Here is a 25,015-nt window from a genome sequence, read left to right as displayed (position 1 = left end):
AACTCTGTTGTCTGATTTCACACCGGAAAGCATGCCGGATGCGTGTTGCTGCGCGAGGGAAAGTGATAGACTCGGCGGATTATTGTCAGCATATATCCTTCAGGTATGTAGGGTAAGCGAGCCTTCGGTACGGAGTAGAGTCATAACATGGCAAAAGATAAGAAACGTGGGTTTTTCTCCTGGCTGGGCTTTGGCCAGAAGGAAAAGGAAGAAGAGCAGCAGCAACCTGAGCAGCCGGTAGAGCAGGCAGAACCTCAGGCAGCGGAGACGCCGGCTGAACCGGCTGCCGCCAAGCTGGACGACAAGCTCCCCGCCCAGGAATCTGAACCTGCCGCCTCCGTCGAGACCCCGGGGGAATGGGATAACGGCCAGGCCGGTGAACAAATCGCGGAAAACGTGCCGGCGGTGGCTGAACATCCGGCGGCGCCGCAAGCGTTAGCCGAAGAGATTGCCAGCGTGACCGAGCAGGTAGTGGCGCAGCATCAGCCGATCGTCGAACCCGAACCGGTGGTTGAGCCGGAGCCGGTTGTCGAACCCGAGCCGGTGGTTGAGCCGGAGCCGGTCGTCGAACCCGAGCCGGTGGTTGAGCCGGAGCTGGTTGTCGAACTCGAACCGGTGGTTGAGCCGGAGCCGATCGTCGAACCCGAGCCGGTTGTCGAACCTGAACCGGTGGTTGAGCCGGAGCCGATCGTCGAACCCGAACCGGTGGTTGAGCCAGAGCCGGTGGTTGAGCCGGAGTCGGTCGTTGAGCCAGAGCCAGTTGTTGAGCCAGAGCCAGTCGTCGAACCTGAACCGGTGGCGCCGGTTGCTGCGCAAGAGCAGGAGCGCCCGACCAAAGAGGGCTTCTTCGCCCGCCTGAAGCGCAGCCTGCTGAAGACCAAGCAAAACCTCGGCTCCGGCTTTATGGGGCTGTTCCGCGGTAAAAAGATCGACGACGACCTGTTCGACGAGCTGGAAGAGCAGCTGTTGATCGCCGATGTCGGCGTGGACACCACGCGCAAGATCATCACCTCCCTGACCCAGCACGCCAGCCGCAAGCAGCTGAAAGATGCCGAGGCGCTGTACGGCAAGCTGAAGGAGGAAATGTCCGAAATTCTGGCCAAGGTCGATCAGCCGCTGGATGTCAGCGGGAAAGCGCCGTATGTCATCCTGATGGTCGGCGTGAACGGCGTGGGTAAAACCACCACCATCGGTAAGCTGGCGCGTCAGTTCCAGGCGGAAGGCAAGTCGGTGATGCTGGCGGCGGGGGATACCTTCCGCGCCGCAGCGGTGGAACAGCTGCAGGTATGGGGCGAACGCAACCGCATTCCGGTGGTGGCGCAGCATACCGGCGCGGATTCCGCTTCGGTGATCTTCGATGCGGTGCAGGCCGCCAAGGCGCGCGGCATCGACGTGTTGATCGCCGATACCGCCGGCCGTCTGCAGAACAAATCGCACCTGATGGAAGAGCTGAAGAAGATTGTCCGGGTCATGAAAAAACTGGACGACCAGGCCCCCCATGAGGTTATGCTGACGCTCGATGCCAGCACCGGGCAGAATGCCGTCAGTCAGGCGAAATTATTTAATGAAGCCGTGGGCTTAACCGGCATCACGCTGACTAAACTGGACGGTACCGCCAAGGGTGGGGTGATCTTCGCCATCGCCGATCAGTTCGGTATCCCGATTCGCTATATCGGCGTCGGGGAAGGCATCGAAGATTTGCGGCCGTTTAAGGCTGACGATTTTATTGAGGCACTTTTTGCCCGAGAGGATTAATACGGATGATTCGCTTTGAACAGGTCAGTAAAGCTTATCTGGGCGGACGGCAAGCGCTGCAGGGGGTTGATTTCCATCTGCGCCCGGCGGAAATGGCGTTTCTGACCGGCCATTCCGGCGCGGGGAAAAGTACCCTGCTGAAACTGATTTGTGGCATCGAACGGCCCAGCGCCGGCCACATCTGGTTTGGCGGTCACGACATCAGTCGTTTGAAAAACCGCGAGGTGCCGTTCCTGCGTCGGCAGATCGGCATGATTTTCCAGGATCACCATTTGCTGCTGGATCGCACGGTCTATGACAATGTGGCGATGCCGCTGATCATCGCCGGCGCCAGTACCGAAGACATCCGCCGCCGCGTCTCCGCCGCGTTGGATAAGGTCGGTTTGCTGGATAAAGCGAAGAACTTCCCGATTCAGCTGTCCGGCGGTGAGCAGCAGCGCGTGGGCATCGCCCGCGCGGTGGTGAACAAACCGGCGGTGCTGCTGGCGGATGAACCGACCGGCAACCTGGACGACGCGCTGTCCGAAGGCATTCTGCGCCTGTTTGAAGAATTCAACCGCGTCGGCGTCACGGTGTTGATGGCGACGCACGATACCGGGCTTATCGCCCGCCGTAATTACCGCATCCTGACGCTGAGTCAGGGCCGTATGCTGGGAGGCGCTCACCATGGCCAATAACGCAAAAACCGCCAAGAGCAAAGCGCTGCGCGGCGGCTGGCGCGAACAGTGGCGTTACGCCTGGATGAACGCCATCAAGGACATGCTGCGCCAACCGTTGGCGACGCTGCTGACGGTGATGGTGATCGCCATTTCCCTGACGCTGCCGAGCGTGTGCTACATCGTCTGGAAAAACGTCAGCACCGCGGCCAGCCAGTGGTACCCAACGCCGCAGCTGACGGTCTATCTGGATAAATCGCTCGACGACGATGCGGCGCTAAAAGTGCTCGACGCCATTAAGGCGGAAGCCGGGGTGGAGAAGGTGCACTACCTGTCGCGCGAAGAAGCGCGCGGTGAGTTCCGCAATTGGTCGGGCTTTGGCGGCGCGCTGGACATGCTGGAAGAGAACCCGCTGCCGGCGGTGGCGATCGTTACACCGAAGTTGAATTTCCAGAGTTCGGACACCCTCAACACCCTGCGCGATCGCGTGGCGGCGGTGCAGGGCGTTGAAGAAGTGCGTATGGATGACAGCTGGTTCGCCCGCCTGGCGGCGCTGACCGGGCTGGTGGGCCAGATCGCGGCGATCATCGGCGTGTTGATGATCGTGGCGGTGTTCCTGGTGATCGGCAACAGCGTGCGTCTGAGCATCTTCAGCCGCCGCGATACCATCAACGTGATGAAGCTGATCGGCGCCACCGATGGCTTTATCCTGCGGCCGTTCCTCAACGGCGGAGCGATGCTGGGCTTTGCCGGTGCGCTGCTGTCGCTGGTGCTGTCCGGTGCGTTGGTGTGGCAGCTGGAGTCGGTGGTGGCCGGCGTGGCCAAAGTGTTCGGCACAGCCTTTGCCCTGCACGGGTTGGGCTGGGACGAGGCGCTGTTGCTGCTGATCATCTCCGCGATGATCGGTTGGATCGCCGCCTGGCTGGCGACCGTGCAACATTTACGCCGATTTACACCACAGTAAGATTTTTTTGGTATACTCTTCTCCTGCTGCTTTTTGATCGCGTTGCGGGAGAAGAGTGACCTCAAGCGAAGTCAGCACCATACCTCTCTTCTTAGCGCACAAATTCCCTATCGGCCTGCACCTTCGTCACGTATTGTCAGCAACAATGCGGTCAAAAAAAGGGTGAACTTATAGGGCGGAGTACGGTCAAAAATTGCAGCAAATGTTAAGGTGCCCGGCGAGTGGAACCGCTTTTGCTTCAGCAACTGCCGTAGAATCAATCATTTCCCCGCTGTAATAATCACCTGCATGATTTTGTATTCTCAATAGAGAGGGTTTGAATGACCAAAGAAATGCAAACTTTAGCCTTAGTACCCCAAGGCAGCTTGGAAGCCTATATCCGAGCAGCCAACGCCTATCCGATGCTGACGGCAGAGGAAGAGCGGGAGCTGGCTGAACGGCTGCATTATCAGGGCGATCTGGATGCCGCTAAGCAGCTCATCCTGTCTCACCTGCGCTTTGTCGCTCATATTGCCCGCAATTATTCAGGCTATGGTCTGCCGCAGGCGGACCTGATTCAGGAAGGCAACATCGGCCTGATGAAAGCCGTTCGCCGCTTCAACCCTGAAGTCGGCGTGCGTCTGGTTTCCTTTGCGGTGCATTGGATTAAGGCGGAAATCCACGAGTATGTATTGCGCAACTGGCGCATCGTGAAAGTGGCGACCACCAAAGCGCAGCGCAAGCTGTTCTTTAACCTGCGCAAAACCAAACAGCGTTTGGGCTGGTTCAACCAGGACGAAGTGGAACTGGTGGCCCGTGAGCTGGGCGTAACCAGCAAAGACGTGCGCGAGATGGAGTCTCGCATGGCGGCGCAGGACATGACTTTCGATCCGACTCCGGATGACGAGGCCCGCGACGGCCAGTCGATGGCGCCGGTGCTGTACCTGCAGGACAAGAGTTCCGACTTCGCCGAAGGCATCGAGGAAGATAACTGGGAAAGCAACGCCGCAGACAAACTGGCCTATGCGCTGGAAGGTCTGGACGAGCGCAGCCAGCATATCATCCGCGCCCGTTGGCTGGACGACGACAACAAGTCGACGCTGCAGGAACTGGCCGATCAGTACGGCGTTTCCGCGGAGCGCGTGCGCCAGCTGGAAAAGAACGCCATGAAGAAACTGAAAATGGCGATCGAAGCCTGAGTCGAGACGATATTCGATAAAAAAAGCCCGGCAAGCCGGGCTTTTTAGTGCCTGAAATTCGGCGTTATGGCGCCACGGCGGCGAAATCTGGCGCCGGGCAGTCGTAACCGAATTTGGCGGCCCAGGGGTAGCGGGTGCCGGTGTTGATATAGCGCTGATAAAGCGCCCGGCCGGTCTTGGCGTCGCGCTTGATAACCCAGCTGGCGGCGTTACACAGCACGGCGGCGTAGGCTTGGCTTTTCGGCGGCAGCAGATCGGCCGCCTGTTGCGCCAACCCCACTGCCTGCCAGCGATAGTGCAGGAAACGGTTGTCCTGCGCCGGCAACGCCGCCTTGGCGCGCGCCGCTTCCGCGCTGTCGATCCAGCTTTTATGCTTCAGCTCGCGAGTATCGAACGCATCCCCCAGATAGGAATAGCCGGCGCCATAGATGGCGTAGTCCGGCGTCATCTCGTAGCCGGTAAATTCGAGCCCCTGAGCGCGCAGCAGGTTGGCGGCGCGATAGTAAGCCTGCGCGCGCGTCAGCGGCGCGGCGGATTTGTCCTTGGCGGCCTTCAGCTCGTCGGCGTACTGCTGCGCCGCCTGCCGGTAGTTGGGAATATCGAAGTAGGCCAACGCCTCCGGCGCCCGTCCGGCGCGCATCAGCCGCCGTGCCAGCAGTTCGCGCAGCTGCACTTCCGGCGTGATCTGCTGGCCACCGTAGTCGTCGGGGTTAACCGGCTTCAGCGGCGTTGTCGGCGCCGGGGCGTGCTTATCGACAAAGCTTTTCAACTCATCGACGGTCAGCACCCGTTCCGCCACATCGGCCACGTCGGCCCAGTAGATCGCCTTGCCGCGATACAGCAGGTCCATCGCCTGCAGATAGTCGCCGCGGTTCAGCGCCAGGATCGCCTGTTCGCCGGCCACTCGGCACTCGGGCACGATGGTTTCCGCGACGAAGTCTGCATTGCGCTGCTCGCCCCAGCTTTCGTCGGCGGGGAACGCGCTTGCCGCTTTGGCGTAGGCGGCGGTGGCGGCTTTCACGTCGCCGTCACGCAGCGCCATTTTCGCGCGCAGCCACCAGGCGAGGCCGCTGTCACCGGCATTTTTCAGCAGGCTGGCCGCCATCGGGTATTGCCCGGAACGGTAGGCCAATGCCGCCAGCCGATCGCTGCCGGCGAAGCCGTTCTTCACCGTGCCGTCCAGCAGCGTCAGGATCTGGCTGATGATCTGCGTGGAGCGGCCGTTGCCGTCGGTATCCGCCATTTGCAGATTGCCGCTGCGGGCGAACAACTCAATGGTCACCAACTGCTGGATCAAGGGATCGCCGATAACCTGTTTCAGCGTTTCCAGATGGCCGGGATTGACCAGATAGCTGGAGACGAACTGCAGCGACTGCCCGCCGCTTGGATCGCCCTGCGCCGCCTGTTGTGCGTACAGGTGGGCGGCGGGGGCGACGTCACCCAGCCACAGGTGGATACGCGCCTGCTGCCCGAGGCTGCTTAGCGCCAGCTGGTCGGGATCGGCTGCGCCACTTTTCACCCGATCGATCACCTGCTGGAATGCCGCCAGCGCCTGCTCAAGTTCGGCTTTCGGCGGATGTTCGGCGGCGGGGGCCGGCTCACCGGATTCATTCACTGGCGTGCCGTGGTCATTCATCAACACCCGTCCAAGTGAATACTGTGCTCGTAGCCCCCAGTCGCCTTGCTCGGCGGCCGGGAGCTTCAGCACCTGCTGGAAATAGTCTGTGGCGCGCGGATCGTGGCTGGCGAAAGCGACGGCGCCCAGTTGATAAAGACGCGCGGCATTGGACAACCCCTGCGTATTGACGGCGTCGGCCTCTTCCACGGTCTTGGCGGCGCGCATTTTGCCGATCGCCACCGTTTCCGGCGACAGCGGCATCGGTTTCGGCGGCATTGGCGGCGGCGGGGCTTGCCAGTGCGGCAACTGTTTATCCGTCGGCACCAGCCGGCCGGCTTCGAAAGCGAAATTGCCCTCCGGCATATACAGCAGGGTGCCGTTGCGGTCGATCAGCAGTCGGTTAGGGAAATCCGGGCCGCAGGCATAGCCATTCAGCGGCAGTGCCAGCGCGGCGCCGACCAGCATGGCCAGCGGAAGAAGGCGGCGGGTGTTCCGTGCCGCGCGCGTATCAAGGTGTGACAAGGGTGCCTCCTGGCGTCAGTTGTTGGCAGCGCAGCCAGCCCAGCGGCCGGGATTGCCCGGCGCGCAGCTGATCGCCGCTGATGCGGATAAAACGCTGCCGTTGAGGAGCGGATTCCAGCCGGTAGTTGCCGACCGCGTCCGCCGCCAGGCAGTCGTCGGCGCGGATGACGACCTCTTGCGGCAGCGGGGCGTCCACCGGCCCGTTGTTATGAATTATCAGGTCATACAGCCCGTTTTGCTGTGGCTGAGGCCTAAATTTTACCTGCCAGTCGACGTCTAGCGGCCGCCGTTCGATCACCGCTCGCAGCGTGGCGAGCGACCAGGCGCGCCGATCGTCCGCCAGCGGCAGTCGGAACCAAATCACGCCGCGCAGCCGGGGTGGCGTTAACTGCGCCAGCGTCTGCAGAAAATCGGCGATCTGCTGCGGCGCGACCGTCAGCTCACGGCCGTTGCCCGCCACGCGCAGCGAGGATTCGCTCTCCACCTGCGCGCCCTGTGCATCAAACCCCAGCAGCGCCATGCCGTAGGCCGGCAGCGCGACGCGAAACGGCTTCGGCGTGACGGCGGCGTACTGCCGCACCCAGCGCAGTGCTAATGGGCCGTCAAACAGCCCTTGCTGCGGCGAGAGCACCGCATGTACCTGCAGGACTGAGCTGTCGGCCTGCTGCAGTAGGCCGGGCAGGTCGGGCGAGCCGATCCAGGTGGGCAGGGCGGTGATGCCGAGCTGCAAAGCAGCGGGCAGCCGTTGGCGCAGCCGGTGCAGAAAACGTTGGTAGTCCGGCAGACGGGCGGTGGCGGCGTCATGGTCGATCTCGACGCCGGTGACGGGCAGCCCGGCCGCCTGCCAGCGTTGGGTGAGTTCCAGCAGACGTTGGATAATGGCCGTTTGGTCCAGCTGCGGCAGCTGGCCGTCAAGACGCGCCACCAGCCAGAGCGGGCGGCCGTCCTGCTTCAGCAGGCTGAGATCGGCCGGGATCTCCCGCCAGCCCTCGCGCGGATGCACCTGCAACGCCAGCACCCGCAGGCCGGTGAACAGATCGCGGCTGTGCGCCAGCGCATCGGCGTGTTGCGGCGTCCAAACCCGCTGCCAGACATAAACCTGCTGATCCCAGCCTGAGGCCAGGCGCAGCGCCTGCTGGCGCCCGAGGAACGTGGCCGCCAGCCCCAGCGCGATCAAGACCAGCGCCGCCAGCCGGCGTTTCATTTTTGCCAGAGATCGCCCTGCGGTGCGAAGCCGCAGGCGCGCATGAAGTTATCGACTTCCCCACGTTCGCGGGGCGCCAGGCCGGCGGTCGACAGCTGCCAGTGGGCGATCTGCGGCAGTTGACGCTGCGCATCCTGCACCAGATAGAGGCCGACGCCGCGGCGGCGCGTCACTTCGCGCACCAGTAAATCCTGCAGCTCGGCGCGATCGCCCTGCAGCGTGATCTTCACCGCGCCCAGCAGGCGCTCGTTAAAGCGGGCGGCGAACAGTGCCTTGCCGTCGCTCAACCAGCTCTGCCACTGTTCCGGCTGCTGATGCGGCCAAATTTTACCGAGGTCGATAATGTCTTGCGGGGACAGCGCGGTCAGGCGCTCGATGGTCAGTTTCATGCAGAATTTCCGCGCAGCTAAATGATGCCGACAGTGTAATAGATCTTGTGCAGAGCGTTGTGTAAGTTTTTCTGTACGATTACTGTGCAATATGTTTTTTGCACGGGGCATTTTCCGAGTAAATAGTTAGTAAACGGATTGTTAACCAGCACAACGCGCTGCGCCTCAAGGTAAACAGCGCAGATTTAATTCGAATTTTATCCTGTTTACACCGCTTGTTTCTGCCGGATGAAGTTGATTTGCAGAAGAAAATTCCTGTTTAATGACATGAAAAATAAAGTCTTATTAGAAAATAATGCCGACAAAACGCCTAAATCATTATTACTTATAACAAAAGCGGTCAATAACGATCGGGCGCAGGCAAACACAACAGGTACGTTCACAACGACAGATGGGGATTTGCGGATGAAATTAACAACAGGTAAGGCACTGCTGGCGGGTTGTATTGCGATGGCCATGAGCCAGGCGGCGATGGCGAAAGACATCAAGGTGGCGATCGTCGGGGCGATGTCCGGCCCGGTCGCGCAGTATGGCGACATGGAGTTTACCGGCGCGCGCCAGGCGATTGCCGACATCAACGCCAAGGGCGGCATCAAGGGTGACAAGCTGGTCGGCGTGGAATACGACGACGCCTGCGACCCGAAACAGGCGGTTGCGGTCGCCAACAAGGTGATCAACGACGGCATTCGCTACGTGATCGGCCATCTGTGCTCCTCGTCCACCCAGCCGGCGTCCGATATCTATGAAGACGAAGGCGTGATCATGATTACCCCGGCGGCCACCAACGCCGATCTGACCACCCGCGGCTACAAGATGATCCTGCGTACCACCGGCCTGGACTCGGATCAGGGCCCGACCGCCGCCAAATACATCCTCAGCGACATCAAGCCGAAACGCATCGCCGTGGTGCACGACAAGCAGCAATACGGTGAAGGCCTGGCCCGCTCGGTGCGCGACAGCCTGAAAAAACAGGGCACCGAAGTGGCGATGTTCGAAGGCATCACCGCCGGCGACAAAGACTTCTCCACCCTGGTGGCGCGCCTGAAGAAAGAGAATATCGACTTCGTTTACTTCGGCGGTTACTACCCGGAAATGGGCCAGATCCTGCGTCAGGCCAAACAGGCCGGGTTGACCACTCGCTTCATGGGGCCGGAAGGCGTGGGCAACTCCTCGCTGTCCAACATCGCCGGCGCCGCTTCGGAAGGCATGCTGGTGACGCTGCCGAAACGCTACGATCAGGTGCCCGCCAACCAGCCTATCGTCGATGCGTTGAAAGCCAAGAAGCTGGATCCGACCGGCCCGTTCGTCTGGACCACCTATGCCGCGCTGCAGTCGCTGACTACCGGCATGGAGCGCAGCGGCAGCCAAGAGCCGGCGGATATCGTCAAGGATCTGAAAACCGGCAAGCCGGTAGATACCGTGATGGGGCCGCTGAGCTGGGATGACAAGGGCGACCTGAAAGGCTTCGAGTTCGGCGTGTTCGAGTGGCATGCCAACGGCACGTCCACACCGATCAAATAAGCCATAATGATTAGGGTGGGGCGCAGCCCGCTGCGCCCGGCGGGTCGGCTTGCCGGCCCCGTCTCCCTTTACCCGCCAGTTCTCCGCCGGCGGGTTTCGCAGCCAAGGGTTCAGAGTATGTCAGAGCAGCTCCTCTATTTTCTGCAGCAGATGTTCAACGGCTTAACGTTGGGCAGCACCTATGCATTGATCGCCATCGGTTACACCATGGTTTACGGCATCATCGGCATGATCAACTTCGCCCACGGCGAGGTGTACATGATCGGCAGCTATGTCTCCTTTATCGTCATCGCCGCCCTGATGATGCTCGGCATCGACGTTGGCTGGTTGCTGATCGGCGCCGCGTTTCTGGTCTCGATCGTCATCGCCAGCGCCTACGGTTGGAGCATCGAGCGGGTGGCCTACAAGCCGGTGCGCAACTCCAAGCGCCTGATTGCGCTGATCTCGGCCATCGGCATGTCGATATTCCTGCAAAACTACGTCAGCCTGACGCAAGGCTCACGCGATCTGGCGCTGCCCAGCCTGGTTACCGGCCAGTGGGTGCTGGGGGAAAGCAACGGCTTCGCCGCCACCATCAGCACCATGCAGCTGACCATCTGGCTCGTGACCTTCCTGGCGATGCTGGCGCTGACGCTGTTTATCCGCTATTCGCGCATGGGCCGCGCCTGCCGCGCCTGTGCGGAAGATCTGAAGATGGCCAGCCTGCTGGGCATCAACACTGACCGGGTGATCTCGCTGACCTTCGTCATCGGCGCGGTGATGGCGGCGGTGGCCGGGGTGTTGCTCGGCCAGTTCTACGGCGTCATCAACCCTTACATCGGGTTTATGGCCGGTATGAAAGCCTTCACCGCCGCGGTGCTGGGCGGTATCGGCAGCATTCCCGGTGCGATGATCGGCGGCCTGGTGCTGGGCGTGGCGGAAGCGCTGACCTCCGCTTACCTCAGCACCGAATACAAAGACGTGGTGTCGTTCGCGTTGCTGATCGTGGTGTTGCTGATCATGCCGACCGGCATTCTCGGGCGTCCGGAGGTTGAGAAAGTATGAAACTCAATCTGCTCAACGCGCTGATCGCCACGGCGGTGCTGTTCGTGATGGCGTCGTTCCTGATGGGCATGCAGCTCAGCCTGGACGGTACCAAACTGGTGGTGCACGGCGCGGCGGAAGTGCGCTGGATGTGGATCGGCATCGGCTGCGTCATCGTCTTTTTCTTCCAGCTGTTGCGCCCGCTGCTGCAGCAGGGATTGAAAAAAGTCTCCGGCCCGGCGTTCGTGCTGCCGAGCTTTGACGGCACCACGCCGCGGCAAAAGCTGCTGGCGGCTCTGCTCATCGTCGCGGCGGTCGCCTGGCCGTTCCTGGTGTCGCGCGGCACGGTGGATATCGCCACCCTGACGCTGATCTATGTGATGCTGGGCCTCGGCCTCAACGTGGTGGTGGGCCTGTCGGGTCTGCTGGTGCTCGGCTACGGCGGTTTTTATGCCATCGGCGCCTACACCTACGCGCTGCTGAATCACTATTACGGCCTCGGCTTCTGGGAGAGCCTGCCGCTGGCGGGCATCGTCACCGCCGCCTTCGGCTTCCTGCTCGGTTTCCCGGTGCTGCGGCTGCGCGGCGACTATTTGGCGATCGTGACGCTCGGCTTCGGTGAGATCGTGCGCATCCTGCTGCTGAACAATACCGAGATCACCGGCGGGCCGAACGGCATCAGCCAGATCCCGAAACCGACCTTCTTCGGCCTGGAGTTCAACCGCAGCGTGCGCGACGGCGGCTGGGATACCTTCCATAACTTCTTCGGTCTGAAATACGATCCGAGCGATCGCATCGTGTTCCTGTACCTGGTAGCGCTGCTGCTGGTGGTGCTGACGCTGTTCGTCATCAACCGCCTGCTGCGCATGCCGCTGGGGCGCGCCTGGGAAGCGCTGCGCGAAGACGAGATCGCCTGCCGTTCGCTGGGCCTCAGCCCGACGCGCATCAAGCTGACCGCCTTTACCATCAGCGCCGCTTTCGCCGGGTTTGCCGGCACGCTGTTCGCCGCGCGCCAGGGCTTCGTCAGCCCGGAATCCTTCACCTTTGTCGAATCGGCCTTCGTACTGGCGATCGTCGTACTGGGGGGCATGGGCTCGCAGTTCGCGGTCATTCTGGCGGCGATCCTGCTGGTGGTGTCGCGCGAGCTGATGCGCGATCTGAATGAATACAGCATGTTGCTGCTGGGGGCGCTGATGGTGCTGATGATGATTTGGCGGCCGCAGGGGCTGTTGCCGATGAAGCGGCCGCAGCTGAAGCTGCAGGCGGCGGACATTCACGCGGGCAAGGGGGAGCAGGCATGAGCGCTCAACCTTTACTGCAGGTGGAGGGCCTGTCGATGCGTTTCGGCGGGCTGCTGGCGGTCAACAACGTGGCGTTGACGCTGAACGAAGGCGAAATCGTGTCGCTGATCGGCCCCAACGGCGCCGGTAAGACCACGGTGTTCAACTGCCTGACCGGTTTTTACCGCCCGACCGGCGGCACCATCAAATTGCGCGATCGCCACCTGGAAGGGTTGGCGGGGCAGGCCATCGCCCGCATGGGCGTGGTGCGCACTTTCCAGCACGTGCGGCTGTTCCGTGAAATGACGGTGATTGAGAACCTGCTGGTGGCGCAGCATCAGCATCTGAAAAGCGGCGTGTTCGCCGGGCTGTTGAAAACCCCGGCCTTCCGCCGCGCCGAAGCCGAAGCGCTGGCGCGCGCGGCGGAGTGGCTGGAGCGCGTCGGCCTGCTGGAGATGGCCAACCGTTCGGCGGGCAACCTGGCCTACGGCCAGCAGCGGCGGCTGGAGATCGCCCGCTGCATGGTGACCCGGCCGGAGCTGCTGATGCTGGACGAACCGGCCGCCGGCCTCAACCCGAAAGAGACCGACGAGCTGGATCACCTGATCGTCGAGCTGCGCGATCGGCATAAGGTATCGGTGCTGCTGATCGAGCACGACATGAAGCTGGTGATGGGCATTTCCGACCGCATTTACGTGGTGAATCAGGGCACGCCGCTGGCGCAGGGCACACCGGCGGAGATCCGCAACAACCCGGACGTGATCCGGGCTTACTTGGGCGAAGAATAATATGTTGTCATTTAATCAGGTATCCGCCCATTACGGCAAAATTCAGGCGCTGCATCAGGTCAGTCTCACGATAAGCCAGGGCGAAATCGTGACGTTAATCGGCGCCAACGGCGCCGGTAAAACCACGCTGCTCGGCACCCTGTGCGGCGAGCCGCGCGCCAGCGAAGGCAGCATCGTCTTTCAGGATCAGGACATCACCCAGTGGCAAACCTCGCGCATCATGCGCGAGGCGGTGGCGATCGTACCGGAAGGGCGGCGGGTCTTCTCGCGCATGACGGTGGAAGAAAACCTGGCGATGGGTGGCTTCTTCGCCGATCGCCGGCAGTATCAACAGCGCATCGAACGGGTGTTCAACCTGTTCCCGCGGCTGCTGGAGCGCCGCAACCAGCGCGCCGGCACCATGTCCGGCGGCGAGCAGCAGATGCTGGCCATCGGCCGCGCGCTGATGAGCCAGCCGAAGCTGCTGCTGCTCGACGAGCCCTCGCTCGGGCTGGCGCCCATCATCATCCAGCAGATCTTCGACATCATTCAGCAGCTGCGGGAAGAGGGTATGACCATCTTCCTGGTGGAGCAAAACGCCAATCAGGCGCTGAAATTGGCGGACCGCGGTTATGTGCTGGAAAACGGCCGCGTGGTGTTGGAAGATACGGGGGCTGCATTGCTAGCCAACGAAGCAGTGAGGTCGGCGTATCTGGGCGGTTAATCCGCCCCCCTACGAATTAAAATAATCAGGTACGAGAAGAAGAAATGAAGACAGAAGGGTTACTCGCACAGCGCATCGTTAACGTAAAAAGTTCTGCCATCCGTGAATTGCTTAAGCACAGCAAGATGGAACACGTCATTTCGCTGGCGGGCGGCATCCCCTCTGATGCGCTGTTCGATTTCGAAGGGTTGAACATCGCCACCCAGCAGGCGATCACCGAACAGCCGAAAAGCGCCTTCCAGTATGGCTTGACCGAGGGCAGCCCGCTGTTGCGTGAGCGCATTTGCGCGCTGTGCGCCGAGCGTGGCGTCACCGCGCGGGCGGAAGAGGTGATGGTCACCGCGGGCTCCCAGCAGGCATTGGATCTGGTGATGCGCGCCATCGTCAACCCCGGCGACGTGTTTGTGGTGGAGCGCCCGACCTACCTGGCGGCGCTGCAAACGCTGGAACTGGCGGAAGCCAACATCATGTCGGTCTCTTCCGACAGCGACGGCATGGTGGTGGAAGAACTGGCCGAACTGCTGAAAACCCAGCGTATCAAGGGCGTGTACGTGGTACCGAACTTCGGCAACCCCAGCGGCATCACCCTGAGCGCCTCGCGCCGCGAACTGCTGGTGAAGCTGGCCGCCGAACATAACTTCCTGATCATCGAAGACGATCCGTACGGTGAGCTGCGTTTCACCGAAGAGCGCCACCCGACGCTGCATCAGGTGTCGCAGCGGGTGCTGGGCAACACCGACCACATCATCTATACCTCGACCTTCTCCAAGATCCTGGCGCCGGGCCTGCGGTTGGGCTGGGCGATCCTGCCGCCGTTCCTGCTGCATAAAGTGGCGATCATCAAGCAGGCGGCGGATCTGCATGCCAGCGCGTTGTCGCAGAGCATCGTCGAATGCTACCTCGGCCTGGGCCGCCTGCCGGCGCAGATCGACAAGATCCGCGCCGCCTACAAACAGAAGGGCGAGATCCTGGCCGGTTTGGTGGAGCAGGAGCTGGGTGACTACATCACCTTTGATAAGCCGAAGGGCGGCATGTTCCTGTGGGCGCGTTTCCGCCAGCCGTTCAACGCCACCGAATGGCTGAACGCTACCCTGCAGCAGGGCGTGGTGTTCGTGCCGGGGGAATACTTCTTCTCCGACAACCCGGATCGTTCGACCTTCCGTCTGTCGTTTGCCACCGCCACCGAACAGCAGATGCAGGAGGCGGTCGCGCGTCTGCGCCGCTCGCTGTAATCCTCGCGGCGGCGGAGCATATCGCCCCGCCGCCGACATCAAACCGCCATCTTCACTTCACCCTTCTGTCACGCGGCTGTCACTTTTTAGTTATTTTTCTGTCATCCGCGCATGGCATGTTAGCTTCCGAACAAAAACTGATTCTTTTCGCTCACGCGCTTTTACACCAGCTTTTTTCAGGAGTTAGGCATGCTCACCTACGCTATTCGCAAAACCACGCTGTGCGTCGCGTTGACCCTGGCGGTCAGCACTCAGGCGCTGGCGGCGACCGAGATCCCGTTCTGGCATTCGATGGAAGGCGAACTGGGTAAAGAAGTGGATTCCCTGGCGGATCGCTTCAACCAGTCGCACAGCGACGTCAAGATTGTGCCGGTTTATAAAGGCAACTATGAACAGAGCCTGGCGGCGGGCATCGCCGCTTACCGCTCCGGCAAGGCGCCGGCGATCCTGCAGGTTTACGAGGTGGGCACCGCCACCATGATGGCCAGTAAAGCCATCAAACCGGTCTATGAAGTGTTTAAAGAGGCCGGCATCAACTTCGACGAGTCGGTATTCGTGCCGACGGTGGCCGGCTATTACACCGACAACAAGAGCGGCCATCTGCTGTCTCAGCCGTTCAACAGCTCTACGCCGGTGCTGTACTACAACAAAGACGCCTTCAAGAAGGCCGGCCTGAACCCGGATCAGCCGCCGAAAACCTGGCAGGAGCTGGCGGCGGATACCGCCAAACTGCGCGCGGCCGGCATGAAGTGCGGCTATGCCAGCGGCTGGCAGGGCTGGATCCAGCTGGAGAACTTCAGCGCCTGGCACGGCGTGCCGTTCGCTAGCGAAAACAACGGCTTCGGCGGCACCAGCGCCAAGTTGGAGTTCAACAAGCCGCTGCAGGTCAAGCATATCGAGCTGCTGGAGGCGATGAACAAGAAGGGTGATTTCACCTACTTCGGCCGCAAAGACGAATCCACCGAGAAGTTTTATAACGGCGACTGCGCCATCACCACCGCTTCTTCCGGTTCGCTGGCGGACATCAAGCACTACGCCAAATTCAACTACGGCGTTGGCATGATGCCTTACGATGCCGATGCGAAAAACGCGCCGCAGAACGCCATCATCGGCGGGGCCAGCCTGTGGGTGATGAACGGTAAAGACGCCGCCACCTACAAGGGCGTGGCCGAGTTCCTGCAGTACCTGGCGCAGCCGGAAATCGCCGCCGAATGGCACCAGAAGACCGGCTATCTGCCGATCACCACCGCGGCTTACGATCTGACCAAGCAGCAGGGCTTCTACGACAAGAACCCGGGTGCCGATGTCGCCACTCGCCAGATGCTGAACAAGCCGCCGTTGCCGTTCACCAAGGGCCTGCGCCTGGGCAACATGCCGCAGATCCGCAGCGTGGTGGATGAGGAACTGGAAGGCGTGTGGACCGGCAAGAAAACGCCTCAGCAGGCGCTGGACGCCGCCGTACAGCGCGGGGACGTATTGCTGCGCCGTTTCGAAGCATCGACGCAATAATCCCATTTGACTACTGCGCTTGCCATCTTGGGAGTGGACAGTGCTCGGACTCCTCACGTACTACGTGTACGCTCCGGGTCCTGTGCGCTGTCCGCACCCAATCTGGCGGCGCTCGCTACGTCAACTGAAATTATTGAAGCCATGACTTTTGGCTCCCGCATTTCGCTTCACTCCGATTCGCCATTTTTGTCTGCATGAGTCCTAGATTATGAGCTCACATCGTCCCGGTTTCGGCTGCAGCTGGTTGCCCTATGCGTTGGTGCTGCCGCAGCTGCTGATTACCGCCGTCTTCTTTTTATGGCCCGCCGGCGAGGCGCTGTGGTATTCGGTGCAGAGCCTCGATCCGTTCGGCCTGTCCAGCCAGTTTGTCGGGCTGGATAACTTTAAGCAGCTGTTCCAGGATCCTTACTACCTCGACGCGTTCTACACCACGCTGATCTTCAGCTTCCTGGTGGCGGGCATCGGGCTGGCGGTTTCGCTGTTCTTCGCCGCGCTGGTGGACTATGTGCTGCGCGGCAGCCGCCTCTATCGCACGCTGATGATCCTGCCCTACGCGGTGGCACCGGCGGTGGCGGCGGTGCTGTGGATCTTTCTGTTCAACCCCGGCTTGGGGCTGATCACCCATTTCCTCAACGGGCTGGGCTATAACTGGAACCATGCGCAAAACAGCGGCCAGGCGATGTTCCTGGTGGTGCTGGCCTCGGTGTGGCAGCAGATAAGCTATAACTTCCTGTTTTTCCTCGCGGCGCTGCAGTCGATCCCACGCTCGCTGGTGGAGGCGGCGGCCATCGACGGCGCCGGCCCGGTGCGGCGCTTCTTCCATCTGGTGCTGCCGCTGATCGCACCGGTGAGCTTCTTCCTGCTGGTGGTTAATCTGGTGTACGCCTTCTTCGATACCTTCCCGGTGATCGACGCCGCCACCGGCGGCGGGCCGGTGCAGTCCACCACCACGTTGATCTACAAGATCTACCGCGAAGGCTTCGCCGGGCTGGATCTCTCCAGCTCCGCCGCGCAGTCGGTGATCCTGATGCTGCTGGTGATCGGCCTGACGGTGATCCAGTTCCGCTTCGTTGAACGTAAGGTGCGCTATCAATGATTGAGAATCGACGCGGGCTGGACATCTTCAGCCATGTGGTGCTGATTATCGGCGTGCTGGTGGTGCTGTTCCCGCTGTACGTGGCCTTTGTCGCCGCCACGCTGGACGACAAGCAGGTGTTTCAGGTGCCGATGACGCTGGTGCCCGGCGGCCACCTGTGGGAGAACATCCGCAATATCTGGCTGGGTGGGGTGGGCAACCTCAAGGTGCCGTTCTCGCTGCTGCTGCTGAACAGCGTGATCATGGCGCTGGCGATCACCTTCGGCAAGATCGCGGTGTCGGTGCTGTCGGCTTACGCCATCGTGTATTTTCGCTTTCCGCTGCGCAGCCTGTTCTTCTGGCTGATTTTCCTCACCCTGATGTTGCCGGTGGAGGTGCGTATTTTCCCGACGGTGGAGGTGATCTCCAACCTCAACCTGCTGGACAGCTACACCGGCCTGACGCTGCCGCTGATGGCCTCGGCCACCGCCACCTTCCTGCTGCGCCAGTTCTTCATGACGCTGCCGGATGAGCTGCTGGAGGCGGCACGCATCGACGGTGCCGGGCCGATGCGGTTTTTCTGGGACATCGTGCTGCCCCTGTCGAAAACCAATCTGGCGGCGCTGTTCGTCATCACCTTTATCTACGGGTGGAACCAATACCTGTGGCCGATCCTGATCACCAGCGATGCCTCGATGGGCACTGCGGTGGCGGGCATCAAGAGCATGATCTCCACCTCCGGCGCGCCGACCCAGTGGAACCAGGTGATGGCGGCGATGATTCTGACTTTATTGCCACCGCTGGCGGTGGTGCTTCTGATGCAGCGCTGGTTTGTGCGCGGTCTGGTTGATAGCGAGAAATAACGACGATGGCAGGATTAAAACTACAGGCGGTCACCAAGTCTTACGACGGTAAAACGCCGGTGATCAAACAGATCGACCTCGATGTGGCGGACGGCGAATTCATCGTGATGGTCGGCCCGTCCGGCTGCGGCAAATCCACGCTGCTGCGCATGGTGGCCGGGCTGGAACGCACCACCAGCGGCGATATCTATATCGATACCCGGCGCGTGACCGATCTGGAGCCCAAGGATCGCGGCATTGCGATGGTGTTCCAGAACTACGCGCTCTATCCGCACATGAGCGTGAACGACAACATGGCCTACGGCCTCAAGATCCGCGGTTTCGGCAAAGAGCATATCCGCCAGCGGGTGGAGGAAGCGGCGCGCATTCTGGAGCTGGAGCCGCTGCTCAAGCGCAAACCGCGCGAGCTTTCCGGCGGCCAGCGCCAGCGTGTGGCGATGGGGCGCGCCATCGTGCGCGAACCGGCGGTATTCCTGTTCGATGAGCCGCTGTCGAACCTGGACGCCAAGCTGCGGGTGCAGATGCGTCTGGAGTTGCAACAGCTGCACCGCCGTCTGAAAACCACCAGCCTGTATGTGACCCACGATCAGGTGGAGGCGATGACGCTGGCGCAGCGGGTGATCGTGATGAACAAGGGCGTGGCGGAGCAGATCGGCACCCCGAGCGACGTGTATCAGCGGCCGGCTTCGCTGTTCGTCGCCGGCTTTATCGGATCGCCGGCGATGAACCTGCTGCCCGGCACCCTCAGTGCCGACGGTGGGCAGCTGTTGCTGGCGGACGGGATGGCGCTGCCGTTGCCGGCGGCCAAACCGCAGTGGGCGGGGCGGCAGTTGACGTTGGGCATTCGGCCGGAGCATATTCAGCTGGTGGCGCAAGGCCAGGGAGTGCCGCTGCAGCTGCAGACGCTGGAACTGCTGGGGGCCGACAATCTGGCGCACGGCCAGTGGGGCGGCCACGGGGTGATCGCGCGGCTGTCGCATGAAACCTTGCCGGCGGCGGGCAGTACGCTATATTTGCAGCTGCCTGCTCAGGCGCTGCACTTCTTTGACACCCACAGCGGATTACGGATGGATTGATGACTAGACCCTGGCCTTATCCCCATATTGTCGCCCATCGCGGCGGTGGTTCTCTGGCGCCGGAAAACACCCTGGCAGCGATCGACGTCGGCGCGCGTCACGGCCACAAGATGATCGAGTTCGACGCCAAGCTGGCGCAGGACGGGCAAATTTTCCTGCTGCACGACGACACGCTGGATCGCACCAGTAACGGCTGGGGCGTGGCGGGCGAGCTGCCGTGGGATAAATTGGTGCAGCTGGACGCCGGTAACTGGTATAGCTCGGCCTTCAAGGGCGAGCGGCTGCCGCTGTTGTCGGAAGTGGCGGAACGCTGCCAGGAACACGGCCTGATGGCCAATATCGAGATCAAGCCGACCACCGGCAGCGACGATGAAACCGGGCGGGTGGTAGCACTGGCGGCGCGGCTGTTGTGGCAAGGGCAGACCGACCCGCTGCTCTCCTCCTTCTCCGTGGAAGCGCTGGCGGCTGCGCAGCGCACCGTGCCGGATTTGCCGCGCGGCCTGCTGCTGGAGACCTGGGACGACAACTGGCGCGAGCTGACCGAACGCCTGGACTGCGTCTCGCTGCATATCGATCACCAGGAGCTGACCGCCGAGCGGGTAAAAGCGTTGAAAGACGCCGGGCTGCGCATTCTGGTGTATACCGTCAACCAGCCGGATCGTGCGCGCCTGCTGCTCGACTGGGGCGTGGACTGCATTTGCACCGACCGGATAGATTTGATCGGCCCGGATTTCTAATCCGGCGCCGATGGATCCCGCGACGGCAAACCTTGCCGTCGCACCGCCGGAAGAAATGTGATGCCTGGTTGCATGCCGTCACTGTGGCACCAGATCGTGCGGTCTTTCCCGCTGTTCGTCCCGATCGCGTTGGATTATGGGCTGTTCCTTACCGTCATGGGCGTGCGGGTGTAGCCGGTAGCGGAGCCTGCGGCACCGCCGGCGCGGTGCGGTTGAACGGATCGCGCGGTTGGTTGCCGTTGGGCAGCAATTGCCCGCCGTTCGGCGCGGTTTGCAGCAGCTGTTGCCGCTGATTGTCGAACTGCCGCTGCTGCTGCTGGCGGCGTTGATCCCTCTGCCGGTTGTTCAACAGGCGCTGTTGCTGCGCCTGTTGGCTGTTTTGGTTAAGAAGCTGCTGCTGTGAGCGCAGGTCGGTCACGCCGTTGGCCGCTGCGGCCAGCCCAGGCAGCAACAGCAGGGCGAACAGAATGTGAGAAGTTTTCATGATGGCCACCTCGCCTTTTTATTAAGCCTAACCCAGCGATGAAATCCTGCCGGTAGTTTGTATTTCACTCAAATGTAAACTGCCTTTTCGCCACCGTGGCGCGAATCTTCCGTTACAATCGCCCTTTCGGTCTTTTTAGGATGAACCCATCGTGCTGCTTTTGGTTATAACCACCATCCTGTGGGCGTTCTCTTTCAGCCTGATCGGCGAGTACCTGGCGGGCCATGTCGACAGCGGGTTCTCGGCGCTGATGCGTATCGGGCTGGCGGCTCTGGTGTTCCTGCCGTTCCTGCGCTGGCGCAATATCAAACCCAGAGTGATCCTGCTGTATATGCTGGTGGGCGCCTTCCAGCTGGGCATCATGTACCTGTTCAGCTTCCGCGCTTATCTTTATCTGACGGTGCCGGAGTTCCTGCTGTTCACCGTGCTGACGCCGCTGTACATCACGCTGATCTACGACTTGCTGAGCGGCCGGCGCCTGCGCTGGGGCTATGTGTTCAGCGCGCTGTTGGCGGTACTGGGCGCGGCGATCATTCGCTATCACCAACTGAGCGAACACTTCTGGTGGGGGCTGCTGTTGGTGCAGGCGACAAACATCAGCTTCGCCATTGGCATGGTCGGCTATAAACGCCTGATGGAAGTGCATCCACTGCCGCAGCACACCGCGTTTTCCTGGTTCTATCTGGGGGCCGCTCTGGTGGCGGTGGTGGCCTGGTTCCTGTGGGGCAACCCGCAGCAGTTGCCGACCACCAACCTGCAGTGGGGCGTGCTGATCTGGCTGGGCGTGGTGGCGTCGGGGCTGGGCTACTTCATGTGGAATTACGGTGCGACGCAGGTGGATGCCGGTACGCTCGGCATCATGAATAATATGCATGTGCCGGCCGGTTTGCTGGTCAATCTGGCCATCTGGCATCAGCAGCCGCACTGGACGAGCTTTATCATTGGCGGGGCGGTGATTGTCGCGTCACTGTGGGTGCACCGCCGCTGGGTGGCGCCGAAACAGGTCAGCTAAACGTTCAGGCCACCCAATACGGGTGGCCTGAACGTTTATACGCCGGTCGCCAACGCTTTGGTGCCGGTAGCGCCAGGGCGCGCGGCGTCGCGCACGAACGGCAGATGATCGCAGGCGTGCTGACGTGCCGAACGGATAAAGGCTTCGGTCACTGCCTGGCGTTGCTCGCCGTCGCGCACGGAGGCGTACAGGCGGCTCCACAGGCCGTCGCCCAGGGTTTTAGTCACCACCAGCCCTTGGCGTTCGAAACTTTCTACCACCCAGTGCGGCAGCGCCGCAATCCCCATCCGCGCCGCGACCATCTGGATCAGCAGCAGCGTGTTATCGACGCTCTTCAATGCCGGATTGACGCCCGCCGGCTGCAGGAAGTGCCGCCATATATCCAGCCGCTGACGCTGAACCGGGTAAATCAGCAGCGTTTCATCGCTCAAATCTTCCGGTTCGATATGTGGCTTGCTGGCCAGCGGGTGATCCGGCGCCAGTACCAGGCGTACCTCGAAATCGAACATCGGCGAATAGTGCAGACCACTGCGCGGCAGAATATCCGAGGTCATCACCAGATCCAGTTCGCCCTGCTGCAAGGCCGGCTGCGGATCGAAGGTGACGCCGGATTTGAAGTCCATCACCACCTGCGGGAAGCGCTGGCGGAAGTTGTCGAGCGCCGGCGTCAGCCACTGAATGCAGCTGTGGCATTCGATGGCGATGCGCAGCGTGGTCTGGTGCGGTTCGTGGCAGGCCTGCAGCGCCTGCTGGATCTGCGGCAGCACCTGCTCCGCCAATTGCAGCAGGATCTCGCCCTGGGCGGTGAAGCGCAGCGGCTGGCTCTTGCGAACGAACAGCTTGAAGCCCAGGCGTTGCTCAAGATCGCTGAACTGGTGCGACAGGGCAGACTGCGTCTGATGAAGTTGGGCCGCCGCCCCCGCCAGCGAACCGGTGTTGCGCAGGGCCTGCAGCGTCCGTAAATGTTTCAGTTCGATCATGAGATTCCTTCACAGTGACAGTGAATAAATTGCGCTTGTGGTTAATACAGTACCTGCGGATTATGGATGTGTAAACATCTGGACGGCTAAATGGGGAATATGACGATGGCAATTTTGAATCACACACTGGGTTTTCCTCGCGTTGGGCTACGACGTGAGCTGAAAAAAGCTCAGGAAAGTTACTGGGCTGGCAACTCAACGCAGGAAGAGCTGTTGGCGGTTGGCCGCGAGCTGCGTGCTCGTCACTGGCAGCAGCAACAGCAGGCCGGAGTGGATTTGGTGCCGGTCGGCGATTTCGCCTGGTACGATCATGTGTTGACGACCAGCCTGCTGCTGGGCAACGTGCCGGCGCGCCATCAGAATGCGGATGGCTCGATCGATCTGGACACGCTGTTCCGCATCGGCCGTGGCCGCGCCCCGACCGGCGAGCCGGCGGCCGCGGCGGAAATGACCAAATGGTTCAATACCAACTACCACTACATGGTGCCCGAATTCCAGCAAGGGCAGCAGTTCACACTGGGCTGGACCCAACTGCTGGACGAAGTGGACGAAGCGCTGGCGCTGGGCCATAACATCAAGCCGGTACTGCTTGGCCCGGTGACCTATCTGTGGCTGGGCAAGGTGAAGGGCGAGCCGTTCGACCGTCTGTCGCTGCTGAAAGACATCCTGCCGGTTTACCAGCAGGTGCTGGCCGAGCTGGCGAAACGCGGCGTCGAGTGGGTACAAATTGACGAACCTGCGCTGGTGCTGGAGCTGCCGCAAGCCTGGCTGAACGCCTTCAAACCGGCTTATGACGCGTTGCAGGGGCGGGTGAAGCTGCTGCTGACCACTTACTTCGACAGCGTCGGCCACAACCTCAACACCCTGCGCACGCTGCCGGTACAGGGGTTGCACGTCGATCTGGTCGCCGGCCATGACGATATCGCCGCGTTGAGCGCCGCATTGCCGAAAGACTGGCTGCTGTCGCTGGGCGTGATCAACGGCCGCAACGTTTGGCGCGCCGATCTGAGCCGCTGGTTCGAGCGTCTGCAGCCGCTGGTGGGGAACCGCGCGCTGTGGATCGGCACCTCCTGTTCACTGCTGCACAGCCCGATCGACCTGAGCGTGGAAAGCCGTCTGGACGAAGAGATGAAGAGCTGGTTTGCCTTCGCGCTGCAAAAATGTGCCGAGCTGGCGTTGCTGACTTCGGCGTTGAACGCGCCTGACGCGGCGAAGCAGGCTGAATTGGGCGCCTACAGCGCGCCGATCCGCGCCCGGCGCCAGTCGAGCCGCGTTCATAATGCGCAGGTCGAGCGCCGTCTGGCGGCAATCACCGCGCAGGATAGCGAACGCCAAAGTGTTTACGCCGAGCGCGCCAAGGCGCAGCGTGAACGTTTTAACCTGCCGGCTTGGCCGACCACTACCATCGGTTCGTTCCCGCAGACCACCGAGATCCGCGGCCTGCGTCTGGACTTTAAACAAGGCCGTTTGGACGGCAGCAACTACCGCACCAGCATCGGCGAGCACATTAAACAGGCGATCGTCGAGCAAGAGCGACTCGGGCTGGACGTGCTGGTGCACGGTGAAGCCGAGCGCAACGATATGGTGGAGTACTTCGGCGAGAACCTGGACGGTTTCGTGTTTACCCAGAACGGCTGGGTGCAGAGCTACGGCTCCCGCTGCGTGAAGCCGCCGGTGATCATCGGCGACGTCAGCCGCCCGGAAGCCATCACCGTCGAATGGGCCAAATTCGCCCAGTCGCTGACCGACAAGCCGGTGAAAGGCATGTTGACCGGGCCGGTGACCATCCTGTGCTGGTCGTTCCCGCGTGAAGACGTGACCCGCGAAGCGATCGCCAAACAGATTGCGTTGGCGCTGCGCGACGAGGTGGAGGATCTGGAAAAAGCCGGCATCGGCATCATTCAGATCGACGAACCTGCGCTGCGTGAAGGGTTGCCGTTGCGTCAATCCGACTGGGCCGCGTACCTGAACTGGGCGGTGGACGCTTTCAAACTGAACGCCGCCGTGGCGCAGGATGACACCCAGATCCACACCCACATGTGTTATTGCGAGTTCAACGACATCATGGATTCTATCGCGGCGCTGGACGCCGACGTGATCACCATCGAAACCTCGCGTTCCGATATGGATCTGCTGGAAGCCTTCAAGGAGTTCGAGTACCCGAACGAAATCGGGCCGGGCGTATACGACATTCACTCGCCGAATGTGCCGAGCGTGGAATGGATCGAAGCGTTGCTGCGTAAAGCCGCGCAGAATATCCCGGCGGAGCGCCTGTGGGTCAACCCGGACTGCGGCCTGAAAACCCGCGGTTGGCCGGAAACCCGTCAGTCGCTGGCCAACATGGTGCTGGCGGCGCAGCGCCTGCGTGAGCAAGCGTGATGCCGTGCGGCGGATGAACCGCCGCGTATAGATTGACTGGTGTGATGATTGGGCGCTTCGGCGCCCT

22 protein-coding genes and 1 other RNA gene are annotated in these 25,015 nt (G+C 61.6%); 18 read left to right on the top strand and 5 right to left on the bottom strand.

Going from position 1 to position 25,015, the window contains the following annotated elements; all coding sequences use genetic code 11:
• Window positions 1-147: 147 nt before the first annotated feature.
• From ftsY to rpoH, 4 genes are all read left to right on the top strand, one after another.
• Entirely contained in the window at window positions 148-1,755 is a 1,608-nt protein-coding gene (gene ftsY / locus BHU62_RS17655) for a signal recognition particle-docking protein FtsY (RefSeq protein ID WP_073533162.1), read from the top strand.
• 5 nt (window positions 1,756-1,760) lie between these two features.
• Window positions 1,761-2,432, top strand: a complete 672-nt coding sequence (ftsE, locus tag BHU62_RS17650) for a cell division ATP-binding protein FtsE (protein WP_073533161.1) — start codon at window positions 1,761-1,763, stop codon at window positions 2,430-2,432.
• Window positions 2,422-3,375: a permease-like cell division protein FtsX gene (gene ftsX / locus BHU62_RS17645; protein ID WP_073533160.1), complete on the top strand. Its 954-nt coding sequence runs from the start codon at window positions 2,422-2,424 to the stop codon at window positions 3,373-3,375. The genes ftsE and ftsX overlap by 11 nt, the downstream gene beginning before the upstream one ends.
• A gap of 320 nt (window positions 3,376-3,695) precedes the next feature.
• On the top strand, window positions 3,696-4,553 hold the full coding sequence (gene rpoH / locus BHU62_RS17640) for an RNA polymerase sigma factor RpoH (RefSeq protein WP_004934345.1): 858 nt from the start codon (window positions 3,696-3,698) through the stop codon (window positions 4,551-4,553).
• A 64-nt stretch (window positions 4,554-4,617) separates the two neighbouring features.
• Here the strand turns inward: rpoH and BHU62_RS17635 are convergent, their stop codons facing one another.
• Genes BHU62_RS17635 through panM form a run of 3 tightly spaced genes read right to left on the bottom strand, consistent with a single transcriptional unit; the run spans window position 4,618 to window position 8,286 of the window.
• On the bottom strand, window positions 4,618-6,636 hold the full coding sequence (locus BHU62_RS17635) for a hypothetical protein (RefSeq protein ID WP_088776067.1): 2,019 nt from the start codon (window positions 6,634-6,636) through the stop codon (window positions 4,618-4,620).
• A gap of 43 nt (window positions 6,637-6,679) precedes the next feature.
• On the bottom strand, window positions 6,680-7,897 hold the full coding sequence (locus BHU62_RS17630; protein ID WP_073533158.1) for a DUF3142 domain-containing protein: 1,218 nt from the start codon (window positions 7,895-7,897) through the stop codon (window positions 6,680-6,682).
• Entirely contained in the window at window positions 7,894-8,286 is a 393-nt protein-coding gene (gene panM / locus BHU62_RS17625; RefSeq protein ID WP_073533157.1) for an aspartate 1-decarboxylase autocleavage activator PanM, read from the bottom strand. Before panM ends, BHU62_RS17630 begins: the two co-directional genes overlap by 4 nt.
• A gap of 405 nt (window positions 8,287-8,691) precedes the next feature.
• Here panM and BHU62_RS17620 point away from each other — a divergent pair, with 405 nt between their 5' ends.
• The 12 genes from BHU62_RS17620 to ugpQ all read left to right on the top strand — a co-directional run bounded on the left by BHU62_RS17620 (window position 8,692) and on the right by ugpQ (window position 20,093).
• Complete coding sequence (locus BHU62_RS17620; RefSeq protein WP_015376289.1) at window positions 8,692-9,807, top strand: branched-chain amino acid ABC transporter substrate-binding protein; 1,116 nt, start codon at window positions 8,692-8,694, stop codon at window positions 9,805-9,807.
• 117 nt (window positions 9,808-9,924) lie between these two features.
• Window positions 9,925-10,851 (top strand): high-affinity branched-chain amino acid ABC transporter permease LivH, encoded by a 927-nt coding sequence (gene livH / locus BHU62_RS17615; protein WP_015376290.1) that lies wholly within the window; start codon window positions 9,925-9,927, stop codon window positions 10,849-10,851.
• Window positions 10,848-12,131, top strand: coding sequence for a high-affinity branched-chain amino acid ABC transporter permease LivM (locus BHU62_RS17610; protein WP_060441197.1), 1,284 nt, complete (start codon window positions 10,848-10,850; stop codon window positions 12,129-12,131). The genes livH and BHU62_RS17610 overlap by 4 nt, the downstream gene beginning before the upstream one ends.
• Window positions 12,128-12,898, top strand: coding sequence for a high-affinity branched-chain amino acid ABC transporter ATP-binding protein LivG (gene livG, locus BHU62_RS17605; RefSeq protein WP_073533156.1), 771 nt, complete (start codon window positions 12,128-12,130; stop codon window positions 12,896-12,898). Before BHU62_RS17610 ends, livG begins: the two co-directional genes overlap by 4 nt.
• Window position 12,899: 1 nt before the next feature.
• The gene (gene livF / locus BHU62_RS17600) at window positions 12,900-13,601 is read left to right on the top strand and encodes a high-affinity branched-chain amino acid ABC transporter ATP-binding protein LivF (protein ID WP_073533155.1); all 702 of its coding nucleotides are present in this window, start codon (window positions 12,900-12,902) and stop codon (window positions 13,599-13,601) included.
• A gap of 44 nt (window positions 13,602-13,645) precedes the next feature.
• Window positions 13,646-14,833 carry a PLP-dependent aminotransferase family protein gene (locus tag BHU62_RS17595; protein ID WP_073533154.1) on the top strand — a complete coding sequence of 396 codons (1,188 nt, stop codon included), beginning with the start codon at window positions 13,646-13,648 and terminating at the stop codon, window positions 14,831-14,833.
• A gap of 189 nt (window positions 14,834-15,022) precedes the next feature.
• Window positions 15,023-16,342: a sn-glycerol-3-phosphate ABC transporter substrate-binding protein UgpB gene (ugpB, locus tag BHU62_RS17590; protein WP_073533153.1), complete on the top strand. Its 1,320-nt coding sequence runs from the start codon at window positions 15,023-15,025 to the stop codon at window positions 16,340-16,342.
• A 55-nt stretch (window positions 16,343-16,397) separates the two neighbouring features.
• Window positions 16,398-16,468, top strand: a non-coding RNA gene (locus BHU62_RS17585) — sX9 sRNA.
• Between the two features lie 82 nt (window positions 16,469-16,550).
• Window positions 16,551-17,438, top strand: coding sequence for a sn-glycerol-3-phosphate ABC transporter permease UgpA (gene ugpA / locus BHU62_RS17580; RefSeq protein WP_073533152.1), 888 nt, complete (start codon window positions 16,551-16,553; stop codon window positions 17,436-17,438).
• The gene (gene ugpE, locus BHU62_RS17575) at window positions 17,435-18,280 is read left to right on the top strand and encodes a sn-glycerol-3-phosphate ABC transporter permease UgpE (RefSeq protein WP_073533151.1); all 846 of its coding nucleotides are present in this window, start codon (window positions 17,435-17,437) and stop codon (window positions 18,278-18,280) included. The genes ugpA and ugpE overlap by 4 nt, the downstream gene beginning before the upstream one ends.
• Before the next feature lie 5 nt (window positions 18,281-18,285).
• Window positions 18,286-19,356, top strand: a complete 1,071-nt coding sequence (locus BHU62_RS17570; protein ID WP_073533150.1) for a sn-glycerol-3-phosphate import ATP-binding protein UgpC — start codon at window positions 18,286-18,288, stop codon at window positions 19,354-19,356.
• Window positions 19,356-20,093 (top strand): glycerophosphodiester phosphodiesterase, encoded by a 738-nt coding sequence (gene ugpQ, locus BHU62_RS17565; RefSeq protein WP_073533149.1) that lies wholly within the window; start codon window positions 19,356-19,358, stop codon window positions 20,091-20,093. Before BHU62_RS17570 ends, ugpQ begins: the two co-directional genes overlap by 1 nt.
• A 154-nt stretch (window positions 20,094-20,247) precedes the next feature.
• Here the strand turns inward: ugpQ and BHU62_RS17560 are convergent, their stop codons facing one another.
• Window positions 20,248-20,577, bottom strand: a complete 330-nt coding sequence (locus BHU62_RS17560) for a hypothetical protein (protein ID WP_073533148.1) — start codon at window positions 20,575-20,577, stop codon at window positions 20,248-20,250.
• Window positions 20,578-20,728: 151 nt separating this feature from the next.
• On the opposite strand from BHU62_RS17560, the gene BHU62_RS17555 reads away from it, so the two are divergent.
• A complete protein-coding gene (locus tag BHU62_RS17555; protein ID WP_073533147.1) occupies window positions 20,729-21,589 on the top strand; it encodes a carboxylate/amino acid/amine transporter in 861 nt (286 codons plus the stop codon).
• Between the two features lie 35 nt (window positions 21,590-21,624).
• Here BHU62_RS17555 and metR read toward each other — a convergent pair whose 3' ends face one another.
• Window positions 21,625-22,569, bottom strand: coding sequence for an HTH-type transcriptional regulator MetR (metR, locus tag BHU62_RS17550; protein WP_073533146.1), 945 nt, complete (start codon window positions 22,567-22,569; stop codon window positions 21,625-21,627).
• A 90-nt stretch (window positions 22,570-22,659) separates the two neighbouring features.
• Between metR and metE the strand changes: the two genes are divergently transcribed.
• Window positions 22,660-24,948: a 5-methyltetrahydropteroyltriglutamate--homocysteine S-methyltransferase gene (gene metE / locus BHU62_RS17545; protein ID WP_073533145.1), complete on the top strand. Its 2,289-nt coding sequence runs from the start codon at window positions 22,660-22,662 to the stop codon at window positions 24,946-24,948.
• Window positions 24,949-25,015: the final 67 nt, after the last annotated feature.

The sequence above is a fragment of the Serratia marcescens genome (assembly GCF_001902635.1).
GTDB lineage: Bacteria > Pseudomonadota > Gammaproteobacteria > Enterobacterales > Enterobacteriaceae > Serratia > Serratia marcescens_F.
This window is presented reverse-complemented; position numbering and strand designations above follow the sequence as displayed.